Annotated in this window: 17 protein-coding genes; 15 read left to right on the top strand and 2 right to left on the bottom strand. The window is 42.0% G+C overall.

Annotation, left to right across the window (positions count from 1 at the left end):
• Positions 1–4 precede the first annotated feature (4 nt).
• A complete protein-coding gene (gene mnmE / locus HB679_RS04490; RefSeq protein ID WP_214070734.1) occupies positions 5–1366 on the top strand; it encodes a tRNA uridine-5-carboxymethylaminomethyl(34) synthesis GTPase MnmE in 1362 nt (453 codons plus the stop codon).
• Positions 1367–1584: 218 nt separating this feature from the next.
• Here the strand turns inward: mnmE and HB679_RS04485 are convergent, their stop codons facing one another.
• Positions 1585–2577, bottom strand: a complete 993-nt coding sequence (locus HB679_RS04485; protein ID WP_214070733.1) for a hypothetical protein — start codon at positions 2575–2577, stop codon at positions 1585–1587.
• Positions 2578–2803: 226 nt separating this feature from the next.
• Between HB679_RS04485 and HB679_RS04480 the strand changes: the two genes are divergently transcribed.
• The 4 genes from HB679_RS04480 to HB679_RS04465 all read left to right on the top strand — a co-directional run bounded on the left by HB679_RS04480 (position 2804) and on the right by HB679_RS04465 (position 8232).
• Positions 2804–3805: a hypothetical protein gene (locus tag HB679_RS04480; protein WP_214070732.1), complete on the top strand. Its 1002-nt coding sequence runs from the start codon at positions 2804–2806 to the stop codon at positions 3803–3805.
• Positions 3765–4127 (top strand): hypothetical protein, encoded by a 363-nt coding sequence (locus HB679_RS04475; protein ID WP_214070731.1) that lies wholly within the window; start codon positions 3765–3767, stop codon positions 4125–4127. Before HB679_RS04480 ends, HB679_RS04475 begins: the two co-directional genes overlap by 41 nt.
• Positions 4124–4873, top strand: coding sequence for a hypothetical protein (locus tag HB679_RS04470; RefSeq protein ID WP_214070730.1), 750 nt, complete (start codon positions 4124–4126; stop codon positions 4871–4873). The genes HB679_RS04475 and HB679_RS04470 overlap by 4 nt, the downstream gene beginning before the upstream one ends.
• Before the next feature lie 128 nt (positions 4874–5001).
• Positions 5002–8232, top strand: a complete 3231-nt coding sequence (locus HB679_RS04465) for an SNF2-related protein (RefSeq protein ID WP_214070729.1) — start codon at positions 5002–5004, stop codon at positions 8230–8232.
• Between the two features lie 48 nt (positions 8233–8280).
• On the opposite strand, the gene HB679_RS04460 is transcribed toward HB679_RS04465, so the two are convergent.
• On the bottom strand, positions 8281–8445 hold the full coding sequence (locus HB679_RS04460; protein ID WP_214070728.1) for a hypothetical protein: 165 nt from the start codon (positions 8443–8445) through the stop codon (positions 8281–8283).
• A 326-nt stretch (positions 8446–8771) separates the two neighbouring features.
• Between HB679_RS04460 and HB679_RS04455 the strand changes: the two genes are divergently transcribed.
• The 10 genes from HB679_RS04455 to HB679_RS04410 all read left to right on the top strand — a co-directional run bounded on the left by HB679_RS04455 (position 8772) and on the right by HB679_RS04410 (position 21302).
• Positions 8772–11720, top strand: coding sequence for a beta-galactosidase (locus HB679_RS04455; protein ID WP_214070727.1), 2949 nt, complete (start codon positions 8772–8774; stop codon positions 11718–11720).
• A 29-nt stretch (positions 11721–11749) separates the two neighbouring features.
• Positions 11750–13291: a carboxylesterase family protein gene (locus HB679_RS04450; protein WP_214070726.1), complete on the top strand. Its 1542-nt coding sequence runs from the start codon at positions 11750–11752 to the stop codon at positions 13289–13291.
• A 221-nt stretch (positions 13292–13512) separates the two neighbouring features.
• The gene (locus tag HB679_RS04445) at positions 13513–14415 is read left to right on the top strand and encodes an AraC family transcriptional regulator (RefSeq protein WP_214070725.1); all 903 of its coding nucleotides are present in this window, start codon (positions 13513–13515) and stop codon (positions 14413–14415) included.
• Positions 14416–14497: 82 nt separating this feature from the next.
• Complete coding sequence (locus HB679_RS04440) at positions 14498–15337, top strand: SDR family NAD(P)-dependent oxidoreductase (protein ID WP_214070724.1); 840 nt, start codon at positions 14498–14500, stop codon at positions 15335–15337.
• Positions 15338–15674: 337 nt separating this feature from the next.
• Positions 15675–16598, top strand: a complete 924-nt coding sequence (locus HB679_RS04435) for a MoxR family ATPase (RefSeq protein ID WP_346345137.1) — start codon at positions 15675–15677, stop codon at positions 16596–16598.
• Positions 16599–16696: 98 nt separating this feature from the next.
• Positions 16697–17578, top strand: a complete 882-nt coding sequence (locus tag HB679_RS04430; protein ID WP_214070722.1) for a DUF58 domain-containing protein — start codon at positions 16697–16699, stop codon at positions 17576–17578.
• A gap of 2 nt (positions 17579–17580) precedes the next feature.
• Complete coding sequence (locus HB679_RS04425; RefSeq protein WP_214070721.1) at positions 17581–18558, top strand: hypothetical protein; 978 nt, start codon at positions 17581–17583, stop codon at positions 18556–18558.
• The gene (locus HB679_RS04420; RefSeq protein ID WP_255547535.1) at positions 18491–19549 is read left to right on the top strand and encodes a VWA domain-containing protein; all 1059 of its coding nucleotides are present in this window, start codon (positions 18491–18493) and stop codon (positions 19547–19549) included. Before HB679_RS04425 ends, HB679_RS04420 begins: the two co-directional genes overlap by 68 nt.
• The gene (locus HB679_RS04415; protein ID WP_214070720.1) at positions 19549–20589 is read left to right on the top strand and encodes a VWA domain-containing protein; all 1041 of its coding nucleotides are present in this window, start codon (positions 19549–19551) and stop codon (positions 20587–20589) included. The genes HB679_RS04420 and HB679_RS04415 overlap by 1 nt, the downstream gene beginning before the upstream one ends.
• Entirely contained in the window at positions 20586–21302 is a 717-nt protein-coding gene (locus tag HB679_RS04410) for a tetratricopeptide repeat protein (protein ID WP_214070719.1), read from the top strand. Before HB679_RS04415 ends, HB679_RS04410 begins: the two co-directional genes overlap by 4 nt.
• The last annotated feature ends 64 nt before the right edge of the window (positions 21303–21366 follow it).

Raw genomic sequence — 21366 nt, 5'->3', positions numbered from 1 at the left:
CACAATGACAAATACCGAAGAAACTATTGTTGCTTTAGCCACACCATCGGGCACGGGCGCTATCGGGGTGATCCGTTTATCAGGCCCGGATGCTATTACCATTGCTAACAGCGTGTTTAAGGGTAAGGATTTAACCCAGCAGCCATCGCACACTATCCATTTTGGCAATATCGTAGATGAAGATTTTATATTGGACGAGGTTTTGATATCGCTATTTGTCGGCCCTAAATCTTATACCCGCGAAAATGTGATTGAAATCTCTTGTCATGGGTCTAATTACATCATTGAATCAATCATTAAGCTGCTCCTTAAAAAAGGAGCCAGGCTAGCCAAAGCAGGGGAATTTACGCTGCGTGCTTTTCTGAACGGCCAAATGGACCTATCGCAAGCAGAAGCAGTGGCAGATTTGATTGCATCAAACTCAAAAGCATCGCAGCAAGTGGCCTTACAACAATTGCGCGGTGGCTTTAGTAGCCAGTTACAAGGTCTTCGTGATCAATTAGTACAGTTTGCATCCTTAATTGAATTGGAGCTTGATTTTGCCGAAGAAGATGTAGAATTTGCTAATCGCGATCAGTTAAAACGATTAATTCACGATATCATTAAAGTAATTAGCGCCCTCATCCAATCATTTGAGTTAGGTAACGCTATTAAACAAGGTATCAACACTGTAATTGCAGGCAGGCCAAATGCCGGTAAATCGACCCTGTTAAATGCTTTGTTAAACGAGGAGCGAGCTATCGTAAGCCATATCCCCGGTACTACCCGTGATACCATTGAAGAAGTGCTAAACATCAATGGCATTAACTTCCGCCTGATAGATACTGCCGGCATACGCGAAGCTACCGATGCCATAGAAAAGATAGGCGTGGAGCGCACCATGGAAAAGATTGCACAGTCTGCCCTGGTGGTCTATGTTTACGATGCAGCGACATTGACATCCGAAGAATTAAAAAACGATATTGCCAGCCTGGAGCGGGAGGGCGTAACCATACTCCCTATAGCTAATAAAGCGGACTTGCTTTCGCTCGATGTTGTAGAAGAACTTAACGAATCAGGCACACTAACGATATCGGCCAAAGAAAAGACCAGCATTAATGAACTGCATTCAAAAATATACCACTCAGCCGTTAAAGACCAACTCGACGGCAACGAAACACTGGTAACTAACATCCGCCACCTGGAGGCCCTGCAAAGAACGGAAACGGCGCTGGCCAACGTATTACGTGGTATAGACACAGTTACTTCAGATTTCCTGTCGATGGATATTAAACAGGCACTGCATTACCTGGGCGAGATTACCGGTGCTGTAACTACGGACGATTTACTGGATAATATATTTAGTAAGTTCTGTATCGGAAAGTAGTCGATATAACTAATTGATAATCAATTAGTTATGGAATAAAAACAAAAAGTAAAATTCTTCATTTTTATTTCTTAAATACCATGTTATCAGGCGTTTACAAATAAAACCAATCAGTATATTTTTGCTTTTTGTTACTATTAGAAAGTAATTTTGTTGCTTTTTTGGTTCCCAAATCATCTTTTGTTCCTCATTTTTAGAGTATTTATTAATCGTTGTAACTATCGGTAACTAAATAGCAATAAACGATTACCTGGCTTAATGGCTGCCATAATTAACTTGCGTTCAGTCGAATTAAGAATTCTTTTTTTTGTTTCTAACTGGACTTTGCCGCCCTGTTTCAACGCAGAAGTTCGCAATTCTTCCTTATACTTTGTTAAGATTTTGGGATGGAGCTTTGAAAATTCGTAAAGAAAATCAACATTCAAAGGATATTTGTCTTTAAGATCACCTATTCTAACGATTACAGAGCCATTTTTCATTACAGTGGCTAATGCGTCGCCCGCATGCTCGTGTTCAGCCCTTAAAAACTCCAAAACAAAATTTCGATAATATTTATCTTTACTTAATTCTGGGTCTCGCCTAACGCTATGGATGGGCAGCAAGATCTTGGCTCTCCCATTAATGACCGGTAGGTCAGCATAATAGCTTATAAAATTGAAGTTTTCAAAATCAAAAGCGTTATTTACGGCAACCCTGCTTACCGGTATTTGATGTTTTGCACATTGTTTTTGAGTAAATTCAATAAGCTTCTTCTTTAGAATATTTGCAGTAATATCAGAAATTTTATCGCGACTTATGCCAGGAATCAACAACGCACAGTCAGCAATATCTTTTATATCCCCTGATTTAGCAGCCTCGCTTGATTCAAAAGCTGATTGAATTTCTAATGCCTGCATCTTACCAATACCCCAGCCGCTTGGTTCGTTAGCTGAGTATCCTAATGCTATTTCATCCACCTCATGCAGGGCATTGAGCAATTTAGCCACTGTCTTTTTATCCCCTCTATTAATACTGTCCAAAAGATACTGGAAGTAAGTTGCAATTTGATCTTCGCACTCTTTTGACCAAGTATCCCTCATCGCCGAAAGTCCGAATGGGTCGAGAAATAAGGGAATATCCTGGTAGGCGTAGATGTCTAAAAAATCATATCTGCCATCAGCTAATTTAAAATATTCACTAAATTTTTGGGGTGTTATTCTTTCTACTTTCATGATCAGGTTTATCATTCAAATATAGGCCACAAGTTAAAGGTATGCTATGTTATTTCCTAACAATCAGTCATTTGCCAACACTTATGTATCCAACTTAAGTTATGGGAAAGCTTTTAAAGGTGCAGTTATTTGTATCTATTATATAAATACGCGATATTTATAGTTATAAATCTTATGCATTCAATATTTCATCAAATAAGATGATCAAATTCAACAATTATACCGCATGAAAAATAGTGACAACTCATTGTCAGAAAATTTAATTAAAGATTGTTCACGTATTGGCTATTCTGCTATGTCATCGTGGATGAAGGAAAATGAAGTTGAAATGTCGGCGGCCGATAATTTTTTAGATGCAATTGCATTGACAATTGCTGACGGTAAATTATCAGTTGAACAGCTTAATACTGCGATTGCTGAACTCGATGAGAACAGTGACAAGAAGATTTTTTTGATGCGTTTAATGAATCTACCTGAATTAACCGGAAAGAAGGAAATCTTAAAAGAGTTATTTATCAAACACAGAATTGCCCCTTCCGATAAAAAATGGGTGAATGGCCTAGTAACTTCTAACCAACCAACCTTTATTTATCTATTTTGGGACGAAGATATTATCAAATTAAAATATTCCGAGATCCAGTATGATATTGAGATGGATATTGAAAATGATAAAATCGTCAGAACTGCGAAACGAGTAAATGTTATCTATCTTATTGATCCCAAGGATGGCTTTGTTCAAGTACGGTGTGATAGTGCTAAGATGCTTCACCAACATAAGAATGATGCAGGCAAAGCAACAGATAGCTCTTTTGAACAATATTATAAAAACTTATTGGCTGAATTGTTTCCGACACTTGTTTTCCAGGATATGAATTTGAATCGGCTGGCCAATCATATCGCTAATAATGAGTTAAGCAAATTCAGAATCACAAAAGGGGTAACTACTATTACCAATAATGCAAAACAGACATTTGCTACATCTTCTACTCAAGCAGATATTCGTAACTTACCGGAATATGCCGGGGCAGCGGCTACAGGATCAGAAACTTGGTTATCCGAGGATCTGGTAGGGTATTGGGTTTCGAAGGAATCCGAGGGCGCCTTGAAAAAAGATCTTTTTATGCGGATTTACCGCAAATATTCTCAAATTAGGGTGCAACGCGGATGTTTGGCCAAAGAGCTTGATTATGGAATTAGCAAGATTAGAGAAATACAAAACTCAATTTAGGCTCTTCAAAAGTGCTATTGATTCTATGCAGTCTTATTTACAGAAAGTAAATAGGCAGGCAAAGGATGCAGTTATAATCACGCCTCATAATTTGTCTGCGGTTTTAAATATACCCGAAACCGACGCTTTTTTTTTATTGTCCTTAGCCGAAAAGGAAAATATCCTCCATAAGAAATATAAGGTTTTTGCAACAGCTGGCAATGATTTTTTAGGCGATTTTGACGACACGCATAGCATTCCCGAAGAGATTACTGATCCTGAGGGAAACAGCTTTGATCGGGATCATTATTACGTTGATATCACTTACGAGCTTGAAAAATGAGCAAGCCGTTAAAATTTAGTTATAATGGAGGGCTCGCAACAGAAGTTGATATTGTAGCCGAAGCTTTCAAAAGGGTAGAAAGTTTACCCGCTGATGTCAGAACAGAGTATATTAATCAGATAAAACAAACCTTTTCCAATTATCGAATGAGAAGTAAATTTCAAACTATTTTTTTACCCATTATTGGTGTTGTTTTTTTGGTGGGGATACTTTATCTCGCCTATTTTACACCTTTTCCTACCGCATTCCAATCTGGTGTATTTTGGTTGGTTTTATCTTTGGGCGCTGCTGGTTTCGCTTCGTTAATTCCCGGTTTCATAGAATTCAAATATCAAAAATTTCTTCGTGCGGGCGGAGCGTTGGCAGTTTTTTGTTTAATGTACTTTTTTTCTCCCGACATCATCAACAAAACCAATCAATCAGTGCAAAATAAGATCGAGCTGCAGGTTGTTCAAGACGACGGCAAAGTTGTTCAATCAATCGCCCCAGATTTTGATATGAACAGTCGGGTGCCGCTCTATAAAGCAATTTCCGAATCTGTAAATAATTATTATGGGAGTAGTTTTGGACCGGAGCACTATACTTTATATAGAGCCTCAGATGGAAAAGTTTATACCGCCGAGACATGCAATCAATTAAGAGAGTTTAAAATTTTGGTTATTCCTAACGCGGTTGTAGCCCATTTTAAAAACAAACGTGAAGCCTATTTAAAATTCGTTAATAAAGGCAATGCCGTGATAAAATAGACATAGCTCAAGAAGTTACGCGAAAGTTGTTAGCGATAAGTTGTTAATTATCATTACCTTCAATATCATCCTAATTCCTGAATGTGTCACGCGCTAAGATCATAATTCCTATTGTCAATCAGCAGCTGATGGACTTCGATAATCCGCCGCCGCCATTGGTCGAGTGGCCGGATCAGTATTTGTTTCCGTTGAATTTAAAAGAGGGGAATTTTAAACGCACGGTACTGGCGGTGGTAGAGGCGGATATTGCGGCCAGTGAATCATATTTGGTGGTGACGGGGTTTACATCTTTGGCGCATATTATTGAATTGTTTGGTGGGCGGGTTAGTTTTGATCGGTTGCGGGAGGTGCGCATCGCACTGGGTTTTGAACCGGAATTGCGGGAACGGAAGTTGTGGAAGCGTGCGGAGTTAGATCAGGATGTGAAGGAGTATTGGGCCGGACAGCATTATTCCTTGCTGAATGGTGGCGTAGTGATTAAAGTGATAGAATTGATCAAAGCAGATAAAATCTGTTTTCGTTTATCAGATAAATTGCATGCTAAGATTTATGTAGGTGAACAGCATGTTGTACTGGGTTCGGCGAACTTCAGCCGAAACGGCCTAACCATCCAGCGAGAAGCTAATATAAGACTGGCGAATGATCCGCTGAAGCCAGTCGAACAGCAACAATACGGACAGGTCAAACAGATCGCAGAGAATTTTTATCTGCTAGCCAAGTCTTATAACGAGACGATTATCGAACTGTTGAAGAATTTACTGAAGCTGGTGACCTGGGAGGAGGCGTTGGCGCGAGCCATCGCCGAATTATTGGACAAGCCCTGGCTGAATGACATCCCGGAACTGTATAATAAACTTAACAGCTTGAAATTATGGCCATCCCAGCGGCTGGGTTTGGGCCAGGCGATGTATATTTTGCAAACACAGGGTTGTATACTGGTCGCTGATCCGACGGGTTCAGGTAAGACCAAAATGATCAGTACCCTGCAATTAGTGCTTTATCATTGGCTGTGGGAAACCGGGCGGCGGAATAAATCTTACGCGGTGACCATTTGCCCACCGTTAGTAAAAGACAGTTGGCACAAGGAATTTGTGGATATTGAATTTTCGCAAAGTGGTCAAATTTCCATGGGGGCTCTGAGTTATACTAAAGGAGACAGTCATGGTACGCATTTAAAAGAGATCCGTAACGCCAATATTTTGGTTGTAGACGAAGCGCATAACTTTTTAAATCTGCATTCCTATCGCAGTATGAGTGTGGCAGAACATACATCCGATAATATCATCCTGGCGACGGCAACGCCGATCAATAAGCGCCCCAAAGATCTCATGCGCCTGATTGAATTGCTTGGAGTAGATAATCTGGGTGATCAGGAACTGGAGGATTTTAAAGCCTTAAAAAAACAGCGGCATATTAAAAGCAATTCCCCCGAATTTGGCGCACTCAAAACATACATCGAGAAGTTCATCGTCCGGCGAACGAAATCTCAGCTCAATAAACTGATCGAACGAGAACCCCACTTATATGTAAACCGCGAAGGAAAACAATGCCGTTACCCGGAAAATGCACCTGAGATCTATAAGACTGGTGAAACAGTTCAAGACCGGCGTATTGCCGCCGAGGTCAATACACTGGCCGGCAAGTTGAACGGACTGATTTATTTGCAGGCCATCATCAAACCCGATGACCTGGAAACTAAAGACGAAGCTTATTATATTGAGGTACGTTTAAGGGCAGCTAAAGCGCTGTCGAAATACAATATCCAGGCTAAAATGCGCTCTTCAAAAGCCGCCTTGCTGGAACATGTCAAAGGAACGGAGGCCGCGCTGACAGAATATGATTTCAAATCGGCCAAAGATAAATCCGGCAATGTGATCGGGATATTGCGCAAGCTAAGGGAAAAGTTACCTAAAAACCAGCTTAAACCCGTTTGCCCGGCATGGCTGACCGATTTGGCGGCATATCAGCAGGTCTGCGATGAAGAGATCGGTATTTATGAAAGGATCGCCCAGCTTTCTATCAATTTGAGTCCCGCCCGTGAATTAAAAAAGGTTGGGGAATTATTAAAACTTTTCAAAGAGCATAAGCTGGTGCTGGCTTTCGACAGTACGGTGCTGACACTCGATTTTTTGAGTAAACTTATTGAGCTGCATCACTCCAACCATGTAATCACCCATCATGTGGTGACGGGAGCCTCCTCTAAAACTACCGTAAAAAATATCTTGAAAAAATTCGACTTGGGTTCCACCAGCGAAAATGTACTGGCACTTTGCTCCGATTCGATGTCGGAAGGGGTAAATCTGCAGCAGGCCTCCGCCCTGATGTTCTTAGATATGCCCAGTGTCCTTCGTATTGCGGAACAACGCATCGGCCGTATCGACCGATTGGATAGCCCTCATGATAAGGTCAAAGTCTACTGGCCGCTGGATAGTATCGAATTCGCCTTGCGCTCCGATGAGCGCTGGATCAAGACTTCTTTTGACACCGAAAGCCTGATCGGGTCCAACTTTACCATCCCCGATGAGATCATGGACAAGCATATGGAAAAGGTGATCAAGCCGGACGAAATGATTAAAGCGATCAAGGAAAATAAAGACCAAGAATATTTGTGGGCCGGTGTACAGGATGCGTTTACCAGTGTACACGAATTGTATGAAGGGAAAAATACACTGATCGACCTTAAAACGTATGAGACCTGGAAGGATGTAGATGCCAGCGTCAAAGTCAAACTCAGCATAGGGCGTTCTGAAAAACCCTGGATATTCCTGGCAGTAAAAGGGACAAAAGCCATTTCGCCACGCTGGTATTTTGTGGATGACAATCAAAAGATATCTATTGAATTGGGCGAAGTTTGTCAACAATTACGTTCCCATATCAACGGCACCAAACATTGGGAAATGAAATGGTCGGATGATGTCCAGCCGGAACTGGACCGATACATCAAGCTGTTGTTGCGAAATGAGATCAATATTCTACCCAGCAAACGCAAACGGGCCATTGAAGTGGCCAAAGTAATTTTAGAACGGGAACTGAAACAGGCTGCTAAAAATATACCGCGCCGTAAACTCATCCGGGATATCCTGGAAATGTTCGATCCTAAAATTGTCAATACCGAGGATAATATCGACTATTATCATTTTTCCCAGCAATGGCTGGATATTTTTACGCCTATTCTGGCAGAAAAAAAACGGAAACAGGGTAAGAGGGATAGAAAGGTTTTATCCCTGTTAGATCTTAAAAACGATAAATCCATTGAACTTAGCGATGAGATGTTGGCAAAAATACTAAATCATGCGCCTTTGATCGTCAATATGTGGAGCCGGGTCGCCTCCTGCATCATCGGTTTGCCCGAGAACTAATTATGGACAAGATACCGGTATCCAAAGCCAACCGCATCCGCAAGAAATTTATCCATCCACAACAACGACTACCAAATCCCCGAAAAATGCCAGCAAACTATTAACCAGCACTTCGCCACCCGTAACCAACATTTCCTCGAAAAACCCAAACACACCGGCCATAAAATATGGGGCCAGAAAACTACCACTTCCGTATTCAAAGACACCTACCATTGATTCTGTCCGAATCGACGTTTTTATGAAATGTTGTTACTTATTGGTAACTAAAAAATTCATAACTATCTGATAATCAATATTGTTTATTTTCCTGTTAGAAAGTGAGCAAAAAAAGTCATTAACATCTTGATTATCAATAAAATAATGCTTATCTTATTTTTTGTTACTATTTTGTAACTCAAATCTCATAACTATCTAATAATCAACGACACATAACTTTCTATATCGGCAAATAAGCCCAACGATAACGCGTCAAATAATCGAATTTATTATCTGCAAAATACAATAACACTATATTGCACCTCGCTTAATCTCAAATGCAAATGATCCGGAGTTTATATTCATTTTTAATAGTTCTGATTTTATCAGGTTATTGTTTTATAGCCAACGCACAATCTAACGATCATATTTTTCCGGCGTCGGCAATTGCTAAACCTTATATTGACTTTGATAGTAAGGGCTTTTTAGTTAATGGTAAACGCACTTTTATTGTGTCGGCAGGGTTGGAGTATGCACGTATTCCGCACCAGCTTTGGTATGATCGGCTTTTACGGATTAAACGGGCGGGCTTTAATTGCATTGAGATCTACACCATGTGGAATTTCCACGAACCACAGGAAGGAAAGTTTGACTTTAGCGGCGACCATGACCTGGACGCTTTTCTTAAAATAGTAAAAAACCTTGGCCTATATGCCATAGTAAGGGTAGGCCCGTATTACTGCGCCGAGTGGGATAATGGCGGCTACCCTATATGGCTTAAATTTAAAAAGGGTGTAAGCGTACGTGAGGACAATAAATCTTTTGAGCAATATGTCGATCGTTTTTTTGATCACTTATTGCCCGTGGTATTTAAAAACCAGATCAATAATGGCGGCTCGGTAATATTGGTACAGTTAGAAAATGAGCACCCGAAAAGCTGGGGCGATATAGTTGTTGACGGCTATTTCAAGAACCTGCAAACAAAGGCTTTGCAATTAGGGCTGCAGGTTCCATATTTTTTTAGTGGCCTGCATCATGGCAGTGATCCTGCCGGCGACGGTAAACTGGACGATGATAAAAGGCCAAATCCTTGGATGTCGACTGAGTTTTGGAGCGTGTGGTACTCGCAATACGGTGCAAAACCAGGTGACGCGGAATTGTATGACAGGCGCACCTGGAAAATCATATCGCGCGGCGGCAATGGCTATAATTATTATATGGCGCATGGCGGCTCAAACTTTGGCTATACCAATAATGACGAGGACGCCGCATCGTATGATTATGGCGCGGCTATAGGCCAGGCCGGCGATTTGCGCCCGATGTATTATGCTTTTAAACGCGCCGCCTGGTTTGCACGCAGTTTTGAGAATGTGCTTGAAAATAGCACAAATGCATCATTAGCATACCCGAATGCAGCTACGGATAGCACTTTAAAAGTTACAGCCCGAACAAGCCCGGCAGGTGATATCATTTACCTGGATAATCCGGGTGCAAAAGAAATCAACACGACCTTAAATATCAGCGGTGCCGAAGAACTTACAGCGGGTAAAAAATTCACGGTCAAACCCAAAGAAATCTACCCGCTAATTCACAACTTTAAACTGAACAACGATGTGACACTTAACTGGGCGCTTACCCGTGTGTTCGCTATTGTAAAACAGAGTAATACCACTACTATTATCATTGACGCCGAAGAAAAGTCGCCGGTGTTGTTGCAATTTGGTGTAAAAAATGGTGCTACGTCTAAATCGCCCGAAATAAAAATAAGCAATGGTATAGCCACTATTAATGAAACTATGTCATCGGCAGAAAAACCGTTGGTTTATACATTCAATACAGGCAGCCAAACCATTCGTGTGCTAGCCATGAACAGACAGCAAACCGATAAAACGTGGATTACAGAAATTGCCAATAAAAACTACATCATTAGCGGGTTAGCTTATTTTGGCGATGCGACGATAAAGGATCAGCACCTTCATATAACTACAGAAGCTCCTTTAAACCAAACCGGGCCACAAGCGGGAGTCGTGTATACAGCCAATGCATCGATTCCGTTTAACACAGGTGAGGTAGCTGACAAAGTAGTTAAGAATATTGCCCTGAATAATTGGGAATATAAAAGCGGTGCTACATCAGCGGCAGTAAATGTAAATACAACGAGTTGGCTTAAATCAACAGACGCGCAGCCTATGGGTGCAGACGGCGATGTTACGGCAGATGCATGGTACAGAACTACAATTGACGCACCAACTGAAGGAAAATATACCCTGCAAATAAAAGGCAACGGCAGGGGGCAAGCCTTTGTCGATGGTAAACCGGCTGCAACATGGTGGTTAAATAAAAATGAGGTATCATTCAACCTGAAAAAAGGAAAACATGTGCTGGCCATTTTTACGGCGCACGATGGACGGGATAAACTGGTGTCATATATTGGGCCTATAGACAAAATTGACAGCAAAGGCGTATCTGGCAGCGCTGTTATTAAAAAGGGCGGACCGTTTATCATAGGACTTAACGATTGGTACTTTGCCAAAGCAACGCAAAAGAGCGATGTTAAATTGGGGCCAATAGCAGAAGATGCGGCCTACAAAAAGTATAAAATTGGTACAGATGCCTTTAATAGGAAAGAGGGTTACGGCTGGTTTAAAACGATCGTTCCTCAACAACCTGCCGGCACCCAAAAATTAACCGTGTTTTTTAAGAGTGTTGATGAAAACGCCACCGTATTTATTAATGGTAAAGAGCTGGCGCATCATGAAGGCTGGGATCAGCCGTTTGAAGTAACTATTAATGATGCTGAAGCTTTGAAAAGCCCTATAAACCTGAGTGTGTTTATTGAAAACCATTCAAACGAGGGTGGGATAGACCAACCTGTAAAAATCAATGCTATAGGCGATGCTACTGCGGTAAGCGGTTGGGCACTGAAGGGTGGTCCCGGCGATCCGCTGGCAACCACAGGGTGGGCGAAACTGGCACAAGACAAACAAACAAATGGTCCTGTTTTTTATCGTACCACATTCAGCGTAACACAGGCGAAAGACCGCACGTTGATATGGCGCTTTAATCCTGAAGGATTGGGCCACGGGTCAGTTTGGGTTAACGGGCATAATTTAGGACGATACCCCGAAAAACTGGATATGAAAAGCTTATACATTCCAGAATGCTGGCTAAACACAGGTATGAATCAATTGGTAGTTTATGATGAAGACGGCCGACCAATCAGCAAAACGCAGGTTGTTACGGAACCTGATGCTAACAGGAGTATAACTGCCATTACAGCAAAGCTTAACTGAGTATCTTTATATGATTACAACGGCTCGGCATGAAAAAGATCTTTCTTTTTATAATAGTACTGGCAGGTATGCATGTCTACGCGCAAAACCCGCAAGCTAAAACAGCTAACGGTATACTACAAGGTGTTACCGGGGCTAGTGGTGTTGTCTCTTATAAAGGCATTCCATTTGCGCAGCCGCCTGTTGGCAATCTGCGTTGGAAAGAACCGCAAGCACCGCTTAACTGGAAAGGCATTCGTGAGGCCAATCATTTTGGCCCGCGTGCCATGCAGAGGGTTATTTACAGCGACATGATGTTTAGAAGCAATGGAAAAAGCGAAGATTGTTTATATCTGAACGTATGGACTCCGGCTAAATCAACCAATCAAAAATTAGCCGTGCTGGTTTATTTTTATGGCGGAGGATTTGGTGCCGGCGATGGCTCTGAATATCGTTATGACGGCGAGGCTCTTGCAAAAAAAGGGATTATCATGGTTACGGTTAATTATCGATTAGGAATATTTGGTTTCCTGGCGCATCCTGAGCTCGCTGCCGAATCTGCACATCATTCTTCAGGAAACTATGGTTTGATGGATCAACACGCGGCCTTGGTTTGGGTGAAGAAAAATATAGCTGCTTTTGGTGGCGACCCCGATAAAGTAACTATTGGTGGTGAATCGGCAGGTTCAATGTCCGTATGTGCGCAGATGGCTTCACCATTGTCAAAAGATCTTTTCAGAGGCGCAATAGGCGAAAGCGGATCATCGTTAGGGAACTGGTCGCCGACTCCGCTGGCTGATGCCGAACAAATAGGAGTTAAGTTTGCTGTTTCTATCGGTGCCAGATCCTTAACAGATTTACGTAAGTTACCTGCCGACTCTTTGCTTAAAATGTCAGCACGAGAAGATTTTCCTATCACTGTTGATGGTTATTTCCTGCCCGAATCGCCACAGGCTATTTTTAATGCGGGTAAACAGATGGATATACCGCTTTTAGCTGGTTGGAACTCAGCTGAGTCAGGTCCGGATGGTGTGTTAGGCAGATTAGATCCAACTCTAGACAATTATAAATCTTCAATACAAAAATTATATGGCGACCGCGCTTCTGATATATTAAACGTTTATGCTCCTGTTACAGATGCCGACGTTGCGCAAGCCGCTACTGATCTGGCAACGGACCGTTTTGCTTATGGCACCTGGAAATTTATCGATTTGCAAACCAAAACGCATAACAAGCCCGTCTATCGCTACTTTTTTACCCGTAAGCGTCCTGTAATGGTTAGTGCAGCTGCCGGTACGGTAGATCGATCGATGGGTGCCGCCCATGCTTCAGAAATTGAATTTGCATTGGGCAACCTATCTACCAATAAAGTTTATGCCTGGACATCTGATGACTATAAAATATCGGAAACCATGCAGAACTACTTTGCTGATTTTGTTAAAACAAGTAATCCTAACGGGCCTGGCTTACCTGTCTGGGAAAGTCTGAAAAACGACAACACAAGAGTGATGATATTCAAAGAGAATAGTAAATCACAACCGGACGTCAACGCGAAAAGATACATGGTAATGGATAGTTTCTTTAATAAATAGAAATATCAACGGCTTATCCGTTTAGGGGTGATCTTTCGCAACCGCAATACCATAATTTATGGGCTTCGCTTTTACCTGTAATTTCCTCAAGCCCCATAGTTTAAATAATCAACGAAAAAAGCGGCTATCACTAAAGGCAATTAGTTTTGTCAATAGATCAGCCAAACAACAGTCAAGGAAGAGAGATACGTTGTTTAGTTTGAATTATGTAACTTTGCCCCATGGCACGTACAGAAACACTCGAGGACTTTTATATACACAAATTTAATTGGCTACCTGATAATTTAAGTCAGGATATTGGGCACTTTAACGTTTTTCGAACTGAAGATTGTTATATGCCCGGAGCCAGGCCGGTGCAATACAGCCGCCGGGATTTTTATAAAATGAGCCTGTTTCGCGGCAAAGGCGTTATCCATTACGCAGATAAAAGCATCGAAATGGATGGGTCGGCATTGGTATTTTTTAACCCGGTTGTACCCTATACTTTTGAAAATCTGAATGACATACATTCAGGCAGATTCTGTATTTATAAGGAATCTTTCTTTACCGAAACATTACGTAATAGCATACATGAATTCCCGATGTTCGCACCGGGTGCTAATCCTGTGTATGTACTTGATGAGCAACAAGACGCCTATGTATTTGCCATATTTGAAAAGATGCTGGCCGAACTTAATTCGGATTATATTTTTAAATATGATTTACTGCGCAATTACATCATTGAACTGATACACTACGCGCTGAAAATACAACCGTCTAACAGGTTGTACCAGCACCCCGATGCTAATTCTCGTATCACGGCTATCTTTACCGAGCTGTTAGAGAGACAGTTCCCTATTGAATCGCCATCGCAGCGATTTGGCCTGCGCTCTGCAAAAGATTTTGCCGATCAGTTGGCTGTGCATGTAAACCATCTTAACCGCGCAGTGCGCCAAACAACCGGAAAAACTACAACCGACCATATCATGGAACGCCTGGCAGGCGAGGCCCGGGCGTTACTGCGCCATACCAACTGGAACGTATCTGAGATTAGTTATTGCCTGGGTTTTGAGGCACCTACCCATTTTAATAACTTTTTCAAAAAACAAACCAGTACAACTCCTTCTGCATTCAGAATTGTTTGAATTTCGTAATAATTGGTTTGATTAACGTAAACGCTTGCCTGTCGTTTCACCATACCTTTGTTTCATCTAAAACAAACAAAATATGGACAACATCAAAACTTGGTTTATTACAGGCGCTTCTAAAGGATTTGGTTTAAGCCTGGTAAAACAATTACTACAAGCAGGTCAAAACGTTGCTGCAACCTCGCGCGATATAAATGAACTGATAAAAGCAGTCGGCATAACTGCATCTAATTTCTTGCCACTGAAGGTGGAGCTTGGAGATGAAGACAGCGTTGGGTATGCGCTCTATCAAACTAAATGTGCTTTTAAAAGTATTGACGTAGTAATCAACAATGCTGGCTACGGCATTGGCGGCAGTATTGAAGAACTAACCGATCGGGAAACCCGCGATAACTTTGAAATAAATGTATTTGGTACCCTGAATGTTATCAGAATGGCGATGCCTTATATGCGTCATCAGCAATCAGGCCATATCATCAACATTTCTTCTATAGCCGGTATTACCGCTACCAGCGGGTGGTCAATATATGCTGCTACCAAGTTTTCGGTAGTTGGCCTGTCAGAAGTGCTGGCTCAGGACGTGGCTGAATTTGGCGTAAAGGTTACAGTAGTTGCTCCGGGCGCATTCCGTACCAATTTTCTAACTGCCGATTCTATCAACATCGCCCAGCATACCATTCCGGAATATTCGGCAATGCACCGTGCACAGGAAACACTTTTGAAAAAAGACGGCAAACAAAGCGGCGATCCGGAAAAAGCGGCTGCAGCCATTATCGAAGTAGTCCAAATGGAAAACCCGCCACTTTACCTGTTGCTGGGCGAGGACGCTTACGACCGCGCCATCGCAAAACTGGATAGGCTCAAAAACGAATACCTGCTTAATGAAGAGCTTTCTAAAGCCATGGCCTACAATGGCTAATCAATAAGCAAAAAACTAATCCTACATCCATCTATCATAAAAAGCGGGCTACTATTGTGCCCGCTTTTTTATTTAAGTACCGGTATACTCCTTAACCATCGCCACGAATGTTGAAGTAATTGTTAAAATTTAACATATTTTAACAATTAAGACCCATTTTTAGTTGGCATAAAACTGAATTGCTTTTTAAGTTTGCCTACCTAAAATTAAAAGTTATTTAATGGAAGAATCAATCAATACAACAGGGGCTGTGGCCGGCGGTTCGTCGTATTCGACAGATATCAGGGCTATCAATGAAATGATACAGCGCGAGAGCGCTTTTGTCGATCTGTTAAAGATGGAGATGGACAAAGTTATAGTGGGCCAGAAATACATGGTGGAGCGTTTGCTTATTGGTTTACTGGCTGATGGCCATATCCTTTTAGAAGGGGTGCCCGGGCTGGCAAAGACCTTAGCCATCAATACATTGGCAAAAGCTATCCAGGCAGATTTTAGCCGGATACAATTTACGCCGGATTTATTACCTGCCGATTTAATCGGTACGATGATCTACAACCAAAAAAAGGAAGAGTTCATAGTGCGCCAGGGGCCGATATTCTCCAACTTTATTTTGGCCGATGAGATAAACCGTGCACCGGCGAAAGTTCAGAGTGCATTACTTGAAGCGATGCAGGAGCGCCAGGTAACTATTGGCGATAATACATTCCCGCTGCCAAATCCTTTTCTGGTTTTAGCTACGCAAAACCCGATTGAGCAGGAGGGAACCTACCCGCTGCCCGAAGCACAGGTTGACCGTTTTATGCTGAAAGTAGTTATCGGCTACCCTAATAAAGAGGACGAGAAGCAAATTGTACGTGCTAACATAGCGCCACAAGGCATGTTAAAGCCAAACGCTATCATTAAGCCCGAAGAGATTGTTCGTGCCCGTAAAGTGGTGCGTGAAGTTTATATGGACGAGAAAATTGAGCAATACATTATCGACATTGTTTTCGCCACGCGTTATCCAGATCAATACAAATTGGCAAGTTATAAAAATTTGATCAGCTACGGCGCTTCGCCGCGTGCCAGTATCAATCTGGCGTTGGCTTCAAAAGCATATGCCTTTATTAAACGCCGTGGTTACGTGATACCGGAGGATGTTCGTGCAGTTTGCCATGATGTGTTGAGGCACCGCATTGGTTTAACCTACGAAGCCGAGGCCGAGAACATGACCACCGAGGATATCATCACCGGAATTTTAAACGCAGTAGAGGTACCGTAGGGAGAATCAAGAGTCAAGAATCAAGAGACAAGAGAATAAATAGTTCGAATGTCCTTCTTGATATTGACTCTTGATTCTTGGCTCTTGATTCTAAAAAAATGGCTAGAGACACGCAGGAATTATTAAAAAAGGTACGAAAGATAGAGATCAAAACCCGTGGACTGAGCAACCACATATTCTCGGGCGAGTATCACTCTGCTTTTAAGGGCCGTGGTATGGCCTTTAGCGAGGTGCGCGAGTACCAGGTGGGTGATGAGATCAGAACCATAGACTGGAACGTTACAGCGCGCTTTAATCACCCCTACGTTAAGGTTTTTGATGAGGAACGTGAGTTAACCGTTATGTTATTAATGGATGTGAGCGGATCTGAAAACTTTGGTACCATTAATCAGCAGAAACAGGACCTGGCTACCGAGCTTTGCGCGGTGCTGGCTTTTTCGGCCATACAGAATAACGATAAGGTCGGTGTGATTTTCTTTAGTGATAAGATCGAAAAATTTATTCCGCCTAAAAAGGGCCGCAGTCATATCCTGATGATCATTCGTGAGTTGATAGACTTTAAGCCCGAAAATAAAGGTACCGACGTTGGTGTAGCTTTGAAATACTTTACATCGGCCATTAAAAAGAAATGTACGGCTTTTATTATTTCAGATTTTATTAGTCCGGCATTCGAAAACGAGTTGAAGATCGCCAATAAAAAACATGATGTGATTGCTTTAAGGCTGTACGATAAGCACGAAGAAGAATTTCCTGATCTGGGTTTGATCCCTGTTCGTGACGAAGAGTCGGGCCAGTTAATGTGGGTAAATACCAGCGATAAAGAGGTACGCGCCGCCTTTAAAACCGACGCTATTAAACGTACCGAACAACTCAAGGATACCTTTAGCCGTTCAGGAGTAGACACCACCTCAATCGGTACCCACGAAACCTATGTAAAACCTTTAATGACATTATTTAAAAAACGGGAGAAGAAAAGGTGAGCATGATAAAAAGATTGTTTTTTAATTATACGCTGCTTGCTGTAGTTTTAATTTGTGGGATAAAAAGTGCCTCGGCGCAAGGTATCCTGGTTGATGCACGCCTGCAGGATTATACCATCAAATTAGGCGATCAAACCAAATTGTTCCTGGTGGTTACGCAGGCGGCAAAAGCGCATGTGGATTTTCCTAAGCTTGGTGACACCATTACCAGCACGGTACAGATAGTAAGCGCTAATAAACCGGACACAGTTGTCGATCAGAAAAATAAAAACATGATCACAATTACCCAGGCGTACATAATTACCAGCTTTGACGCCGGAGTACACACTATGCCTGCTTTTAATTTTATCACGCATGGCAGTATCGTAAAAAGCAACGAATTAACTATTCAGGTGCAAAGCGTAAAAATTGATACCACAAAATCAATTTATGATATCAAGAAGCCGGTAATTGTTACCTATACAATTGTTGATTGGGTACATGATCACCTGGTTTGGATTATAGGCGGCTTGATCTTAATAGCGTTAATTGTTGGGCTGATTTACTATTTGCGTAATAAACCTAAAATTGAGCCTGTAATAAAAATAACTAAGCCGGTGATTCCGCCACATACCATCGCTATTGAGAAATTGAAAGAATTGCAGGCCAAAAAACTTTGGCAGCAGGACGAGGTGAAGCTATATTATATTGAACTGACCGATATTTTACGCGAATACCTGGAGCAACGATATGACGTAAGGACGCACGAGCAAACTACGGATGAGATCTTGTATTCTTTAAAATCATGTGAAATAGCCGCCGATAATCGTGCAGAGCTGCAACGCATACTGACAACTGCCGACTTGGTAAAATTCGCCAAAGAAAAGCCTACTCCTGTAGATAACGAGGCTGCTATAGAAAAGGCATTGGCTTTTGTTCAAAAAACACAGCAAACTACCCAGCCAAAAGAAACCGAAGGAGGTGCAGATGGCGCTGTTTAAGAACATCGAATTTGCCCACCCGTTTTTCTTTTGGTTCTTGCTGCTTATCCCGGTAATGGTGGCCTGGTATATTTGGCGGCAAAAACAGCTTTACGGGTATCTGAATGTATCCACCGTTAAAGGATTTTCTGCGCCGGTTAAGAGTGTAGTGCCTAAACTAAGACATTTAGAAATAGTGTTGAGATCGTTGGCATTAATAGCACTAATTGTTGGGTTGGCCCGTCCCCAAAGCTCATTGAGCTGGCAAAATACCACTACCGAAGGTATCGATATTATCATTGCCTCAGATATCTCCGGCAGCATGCTGGCAGCCGATTTTCAGCCTAATCGTTTAGAAGCCGGTAAAAATATCGCTATAGATTTTATTAAGAATCGTCCTAACGATCGTATCGGCCTGGTTATTTTCAGTGGCGAAAGCTTTACGCAATGCCCACTTACTATTGATCATACAGTATTGGTCAACCTATATAACGATATTCATTACGGGATGATTAATGACGGCACTGCCATAGGTATGGGACTTGCCACTGCCGTAAACCGTTTAAAAGACAGCGAAGCTAAAAGCAAGGTGGTGATTTTACTGACTGACGGATCAAACAACATGGGTTCTATTCCGCCTATAACTGCTGCGCAAATTGCCAAACAGTTTAACGTAAGGGTTTATACCGTAGGCATTGGCACACATGGTTATGCCCCTTACCCGGTACAAACACCAATGGGTATCCAATATCAAAAAATGCTGGTAGATGTTGACGAGCCGACTTTGCAAAAGATCGCTGATATAACCGGAGGCAAATATTTCCGCGCTACAGATAACGAAAAATTGAAGAGCATTTACGAACAGATTGACCGCTTAGAGAAAGCCAAAATAGACGTTACTGAGTATAACAAGAAGACAGAAATGTTTTTGCCGTTTGCACTACTGGCGCTGCTGTTTCTGGCCTTAGAGTTTATTGTTAAAAACACGTTACTGAAAGGAGCACTAACCTAATGTTACGTTTTGCACATACAGAATATTTATGGGCGCTGGCTGCTATCCCGGTGTTTATCCTGCTGTTTATTTGGGTAAGCCGCTGGAAAAGTAAAGTGCTGAAAGCCTTCGGCGATAGAAACGTGGTGAACAACATTGTGGCCGATGTTTCATTCAGCGCTCCGCGTTTAAAATTCATCCTGTTTATCATAGCTTTTGGCTTTTTAGTAGTAGGCATTGCCGATCCGCAGATTGGATCGAAGATGGTAGAAGAAAAGCGCAAAGGCGCAGATTTGATGATACTGCTTGATGTATCAAATAGTATGCTTTCGCAGGATATGCAGCCTAACCGTTTAGAGAACGCCAAACAAGCCATCGCGCAGCTAATAGATAACCTGCATAGCGATAGAATAGGCATTGTAGTATTTGCCGGCGAAGCTTATGTACAGTTGCCTATTACTACAGATTACTCGGCAGCAAAACTATTTTTAAATACCATCAATACCAGCATGGTACCCACACAGGGTACTGCTATCGGTTCAGCTATTGATCTGGGCATGAAGTCGTTCGATTTTAACGATGGTACCGGCAAATCCATGATCATTATAACCGATGGCGAAAACCATGAGGACGATGCTGTGGCGGCAGCAAAAAACGCTTTGGATAAGGATGTCACAGTTAACGTTATTGGCATGGGCTCTGAAGAAGGCGCTGCTATACCAATTTACCAGGGTAATAAGCAGGTTGGTTTCCATGTGGATAGTGCCGGCCATACGGTAATCAGTAAGCTAGACGAAAGCATGGGTAAGGAGATAGCCGAGGCGGGTAATGGAACCTATGTACGTGCTACTAATGCAAATAGCGGCATCAATATAGTGATGGCGCAGATAGAAAAAGTACAGCGCAAAACTTATGATGCCAAATCATTTAAAGATTTTGAAGACAGGTTTCAATATTTCCTTGCGGCAGCTTTGCTATGCCTGCTGATAGAGTTTTTTATTACTAATCGTAAAAGTTTAAGATTAAGCAAGGTGAAACTATTTGAAGTAAAGAACCCATGAAGCAGTTATTGATAATTGTGATATTTTTAGGCTCGGGGTTGCAGCTGTTTGCTCAACAGGAGCGGAGCTATGTAAAAAAAGGTAATGAGCTTTATCAGCAAAAAAAATATAAAGAGGCTGAAGAGGCTTACCGTGAGGCTGTCGCCAAAAAAGAGCAAAATGTGCCCGGCAATTTTAACTTAGGCGACGCACTTTATAAACAAAAGCAGTATGATAAAGCTGCCGATCAATTTAAAAAGATTGCCGATGCCGGCGGCGATAAAAATGTGGTAGCGCACGCCTACCATAACCTGGGCAATTCCATGCTGCAAAACCAAAAGCTGGAAGAAAGTGTAGATGCCTATAAAAAATCTTTACTGAACAACCCTAAGGATGAGGAAACCCGTTATAACCTGGCTTATGCGCAAGAAAAGTTAAAAAAACAACAGCAGCAACAACAAAAAGACGGTAAGAATAACAAAGACAATAAAGATCAAAAGCAGAACCAGGATAAAAACAACCAGGACAAGAAGAACAACGACGATAAAAAAAATCAGGATAAAAAGGACCAGCAAAAGCAGGATAAGCAGCAACAATCTAATCCTAATAATATCTCGAAAGAAGATGCACAGCGCATGCTGGACGCTTTGAATAACGACGAAAAACAAACACAGGATAAGTTAAAAGGCAAAAAGGCTCGCGGTACTGCTGGTCGTCCGGCAAAAGACTGGTAGATACATACAGGTCAATGTCGTTAAGTTGAGATTTTGTCATCTCGAACGATTTGAGAGATCTATA

Origin of the sequence: Mucilaginibacter sp. dw_454, assembly GCF_018449775.1 — a bacterium.
In the GTDB taxonomy this organism is placed as follows: domain Bacteria; phylum Bacteroidota; class Bacteroidia; order Sphingobacteriales; family Sphingobacteriaceae; genus Mucilaginibacter.
This window is presented reverse-complemented; position numbering and strand designations above follow the sequence as displayed.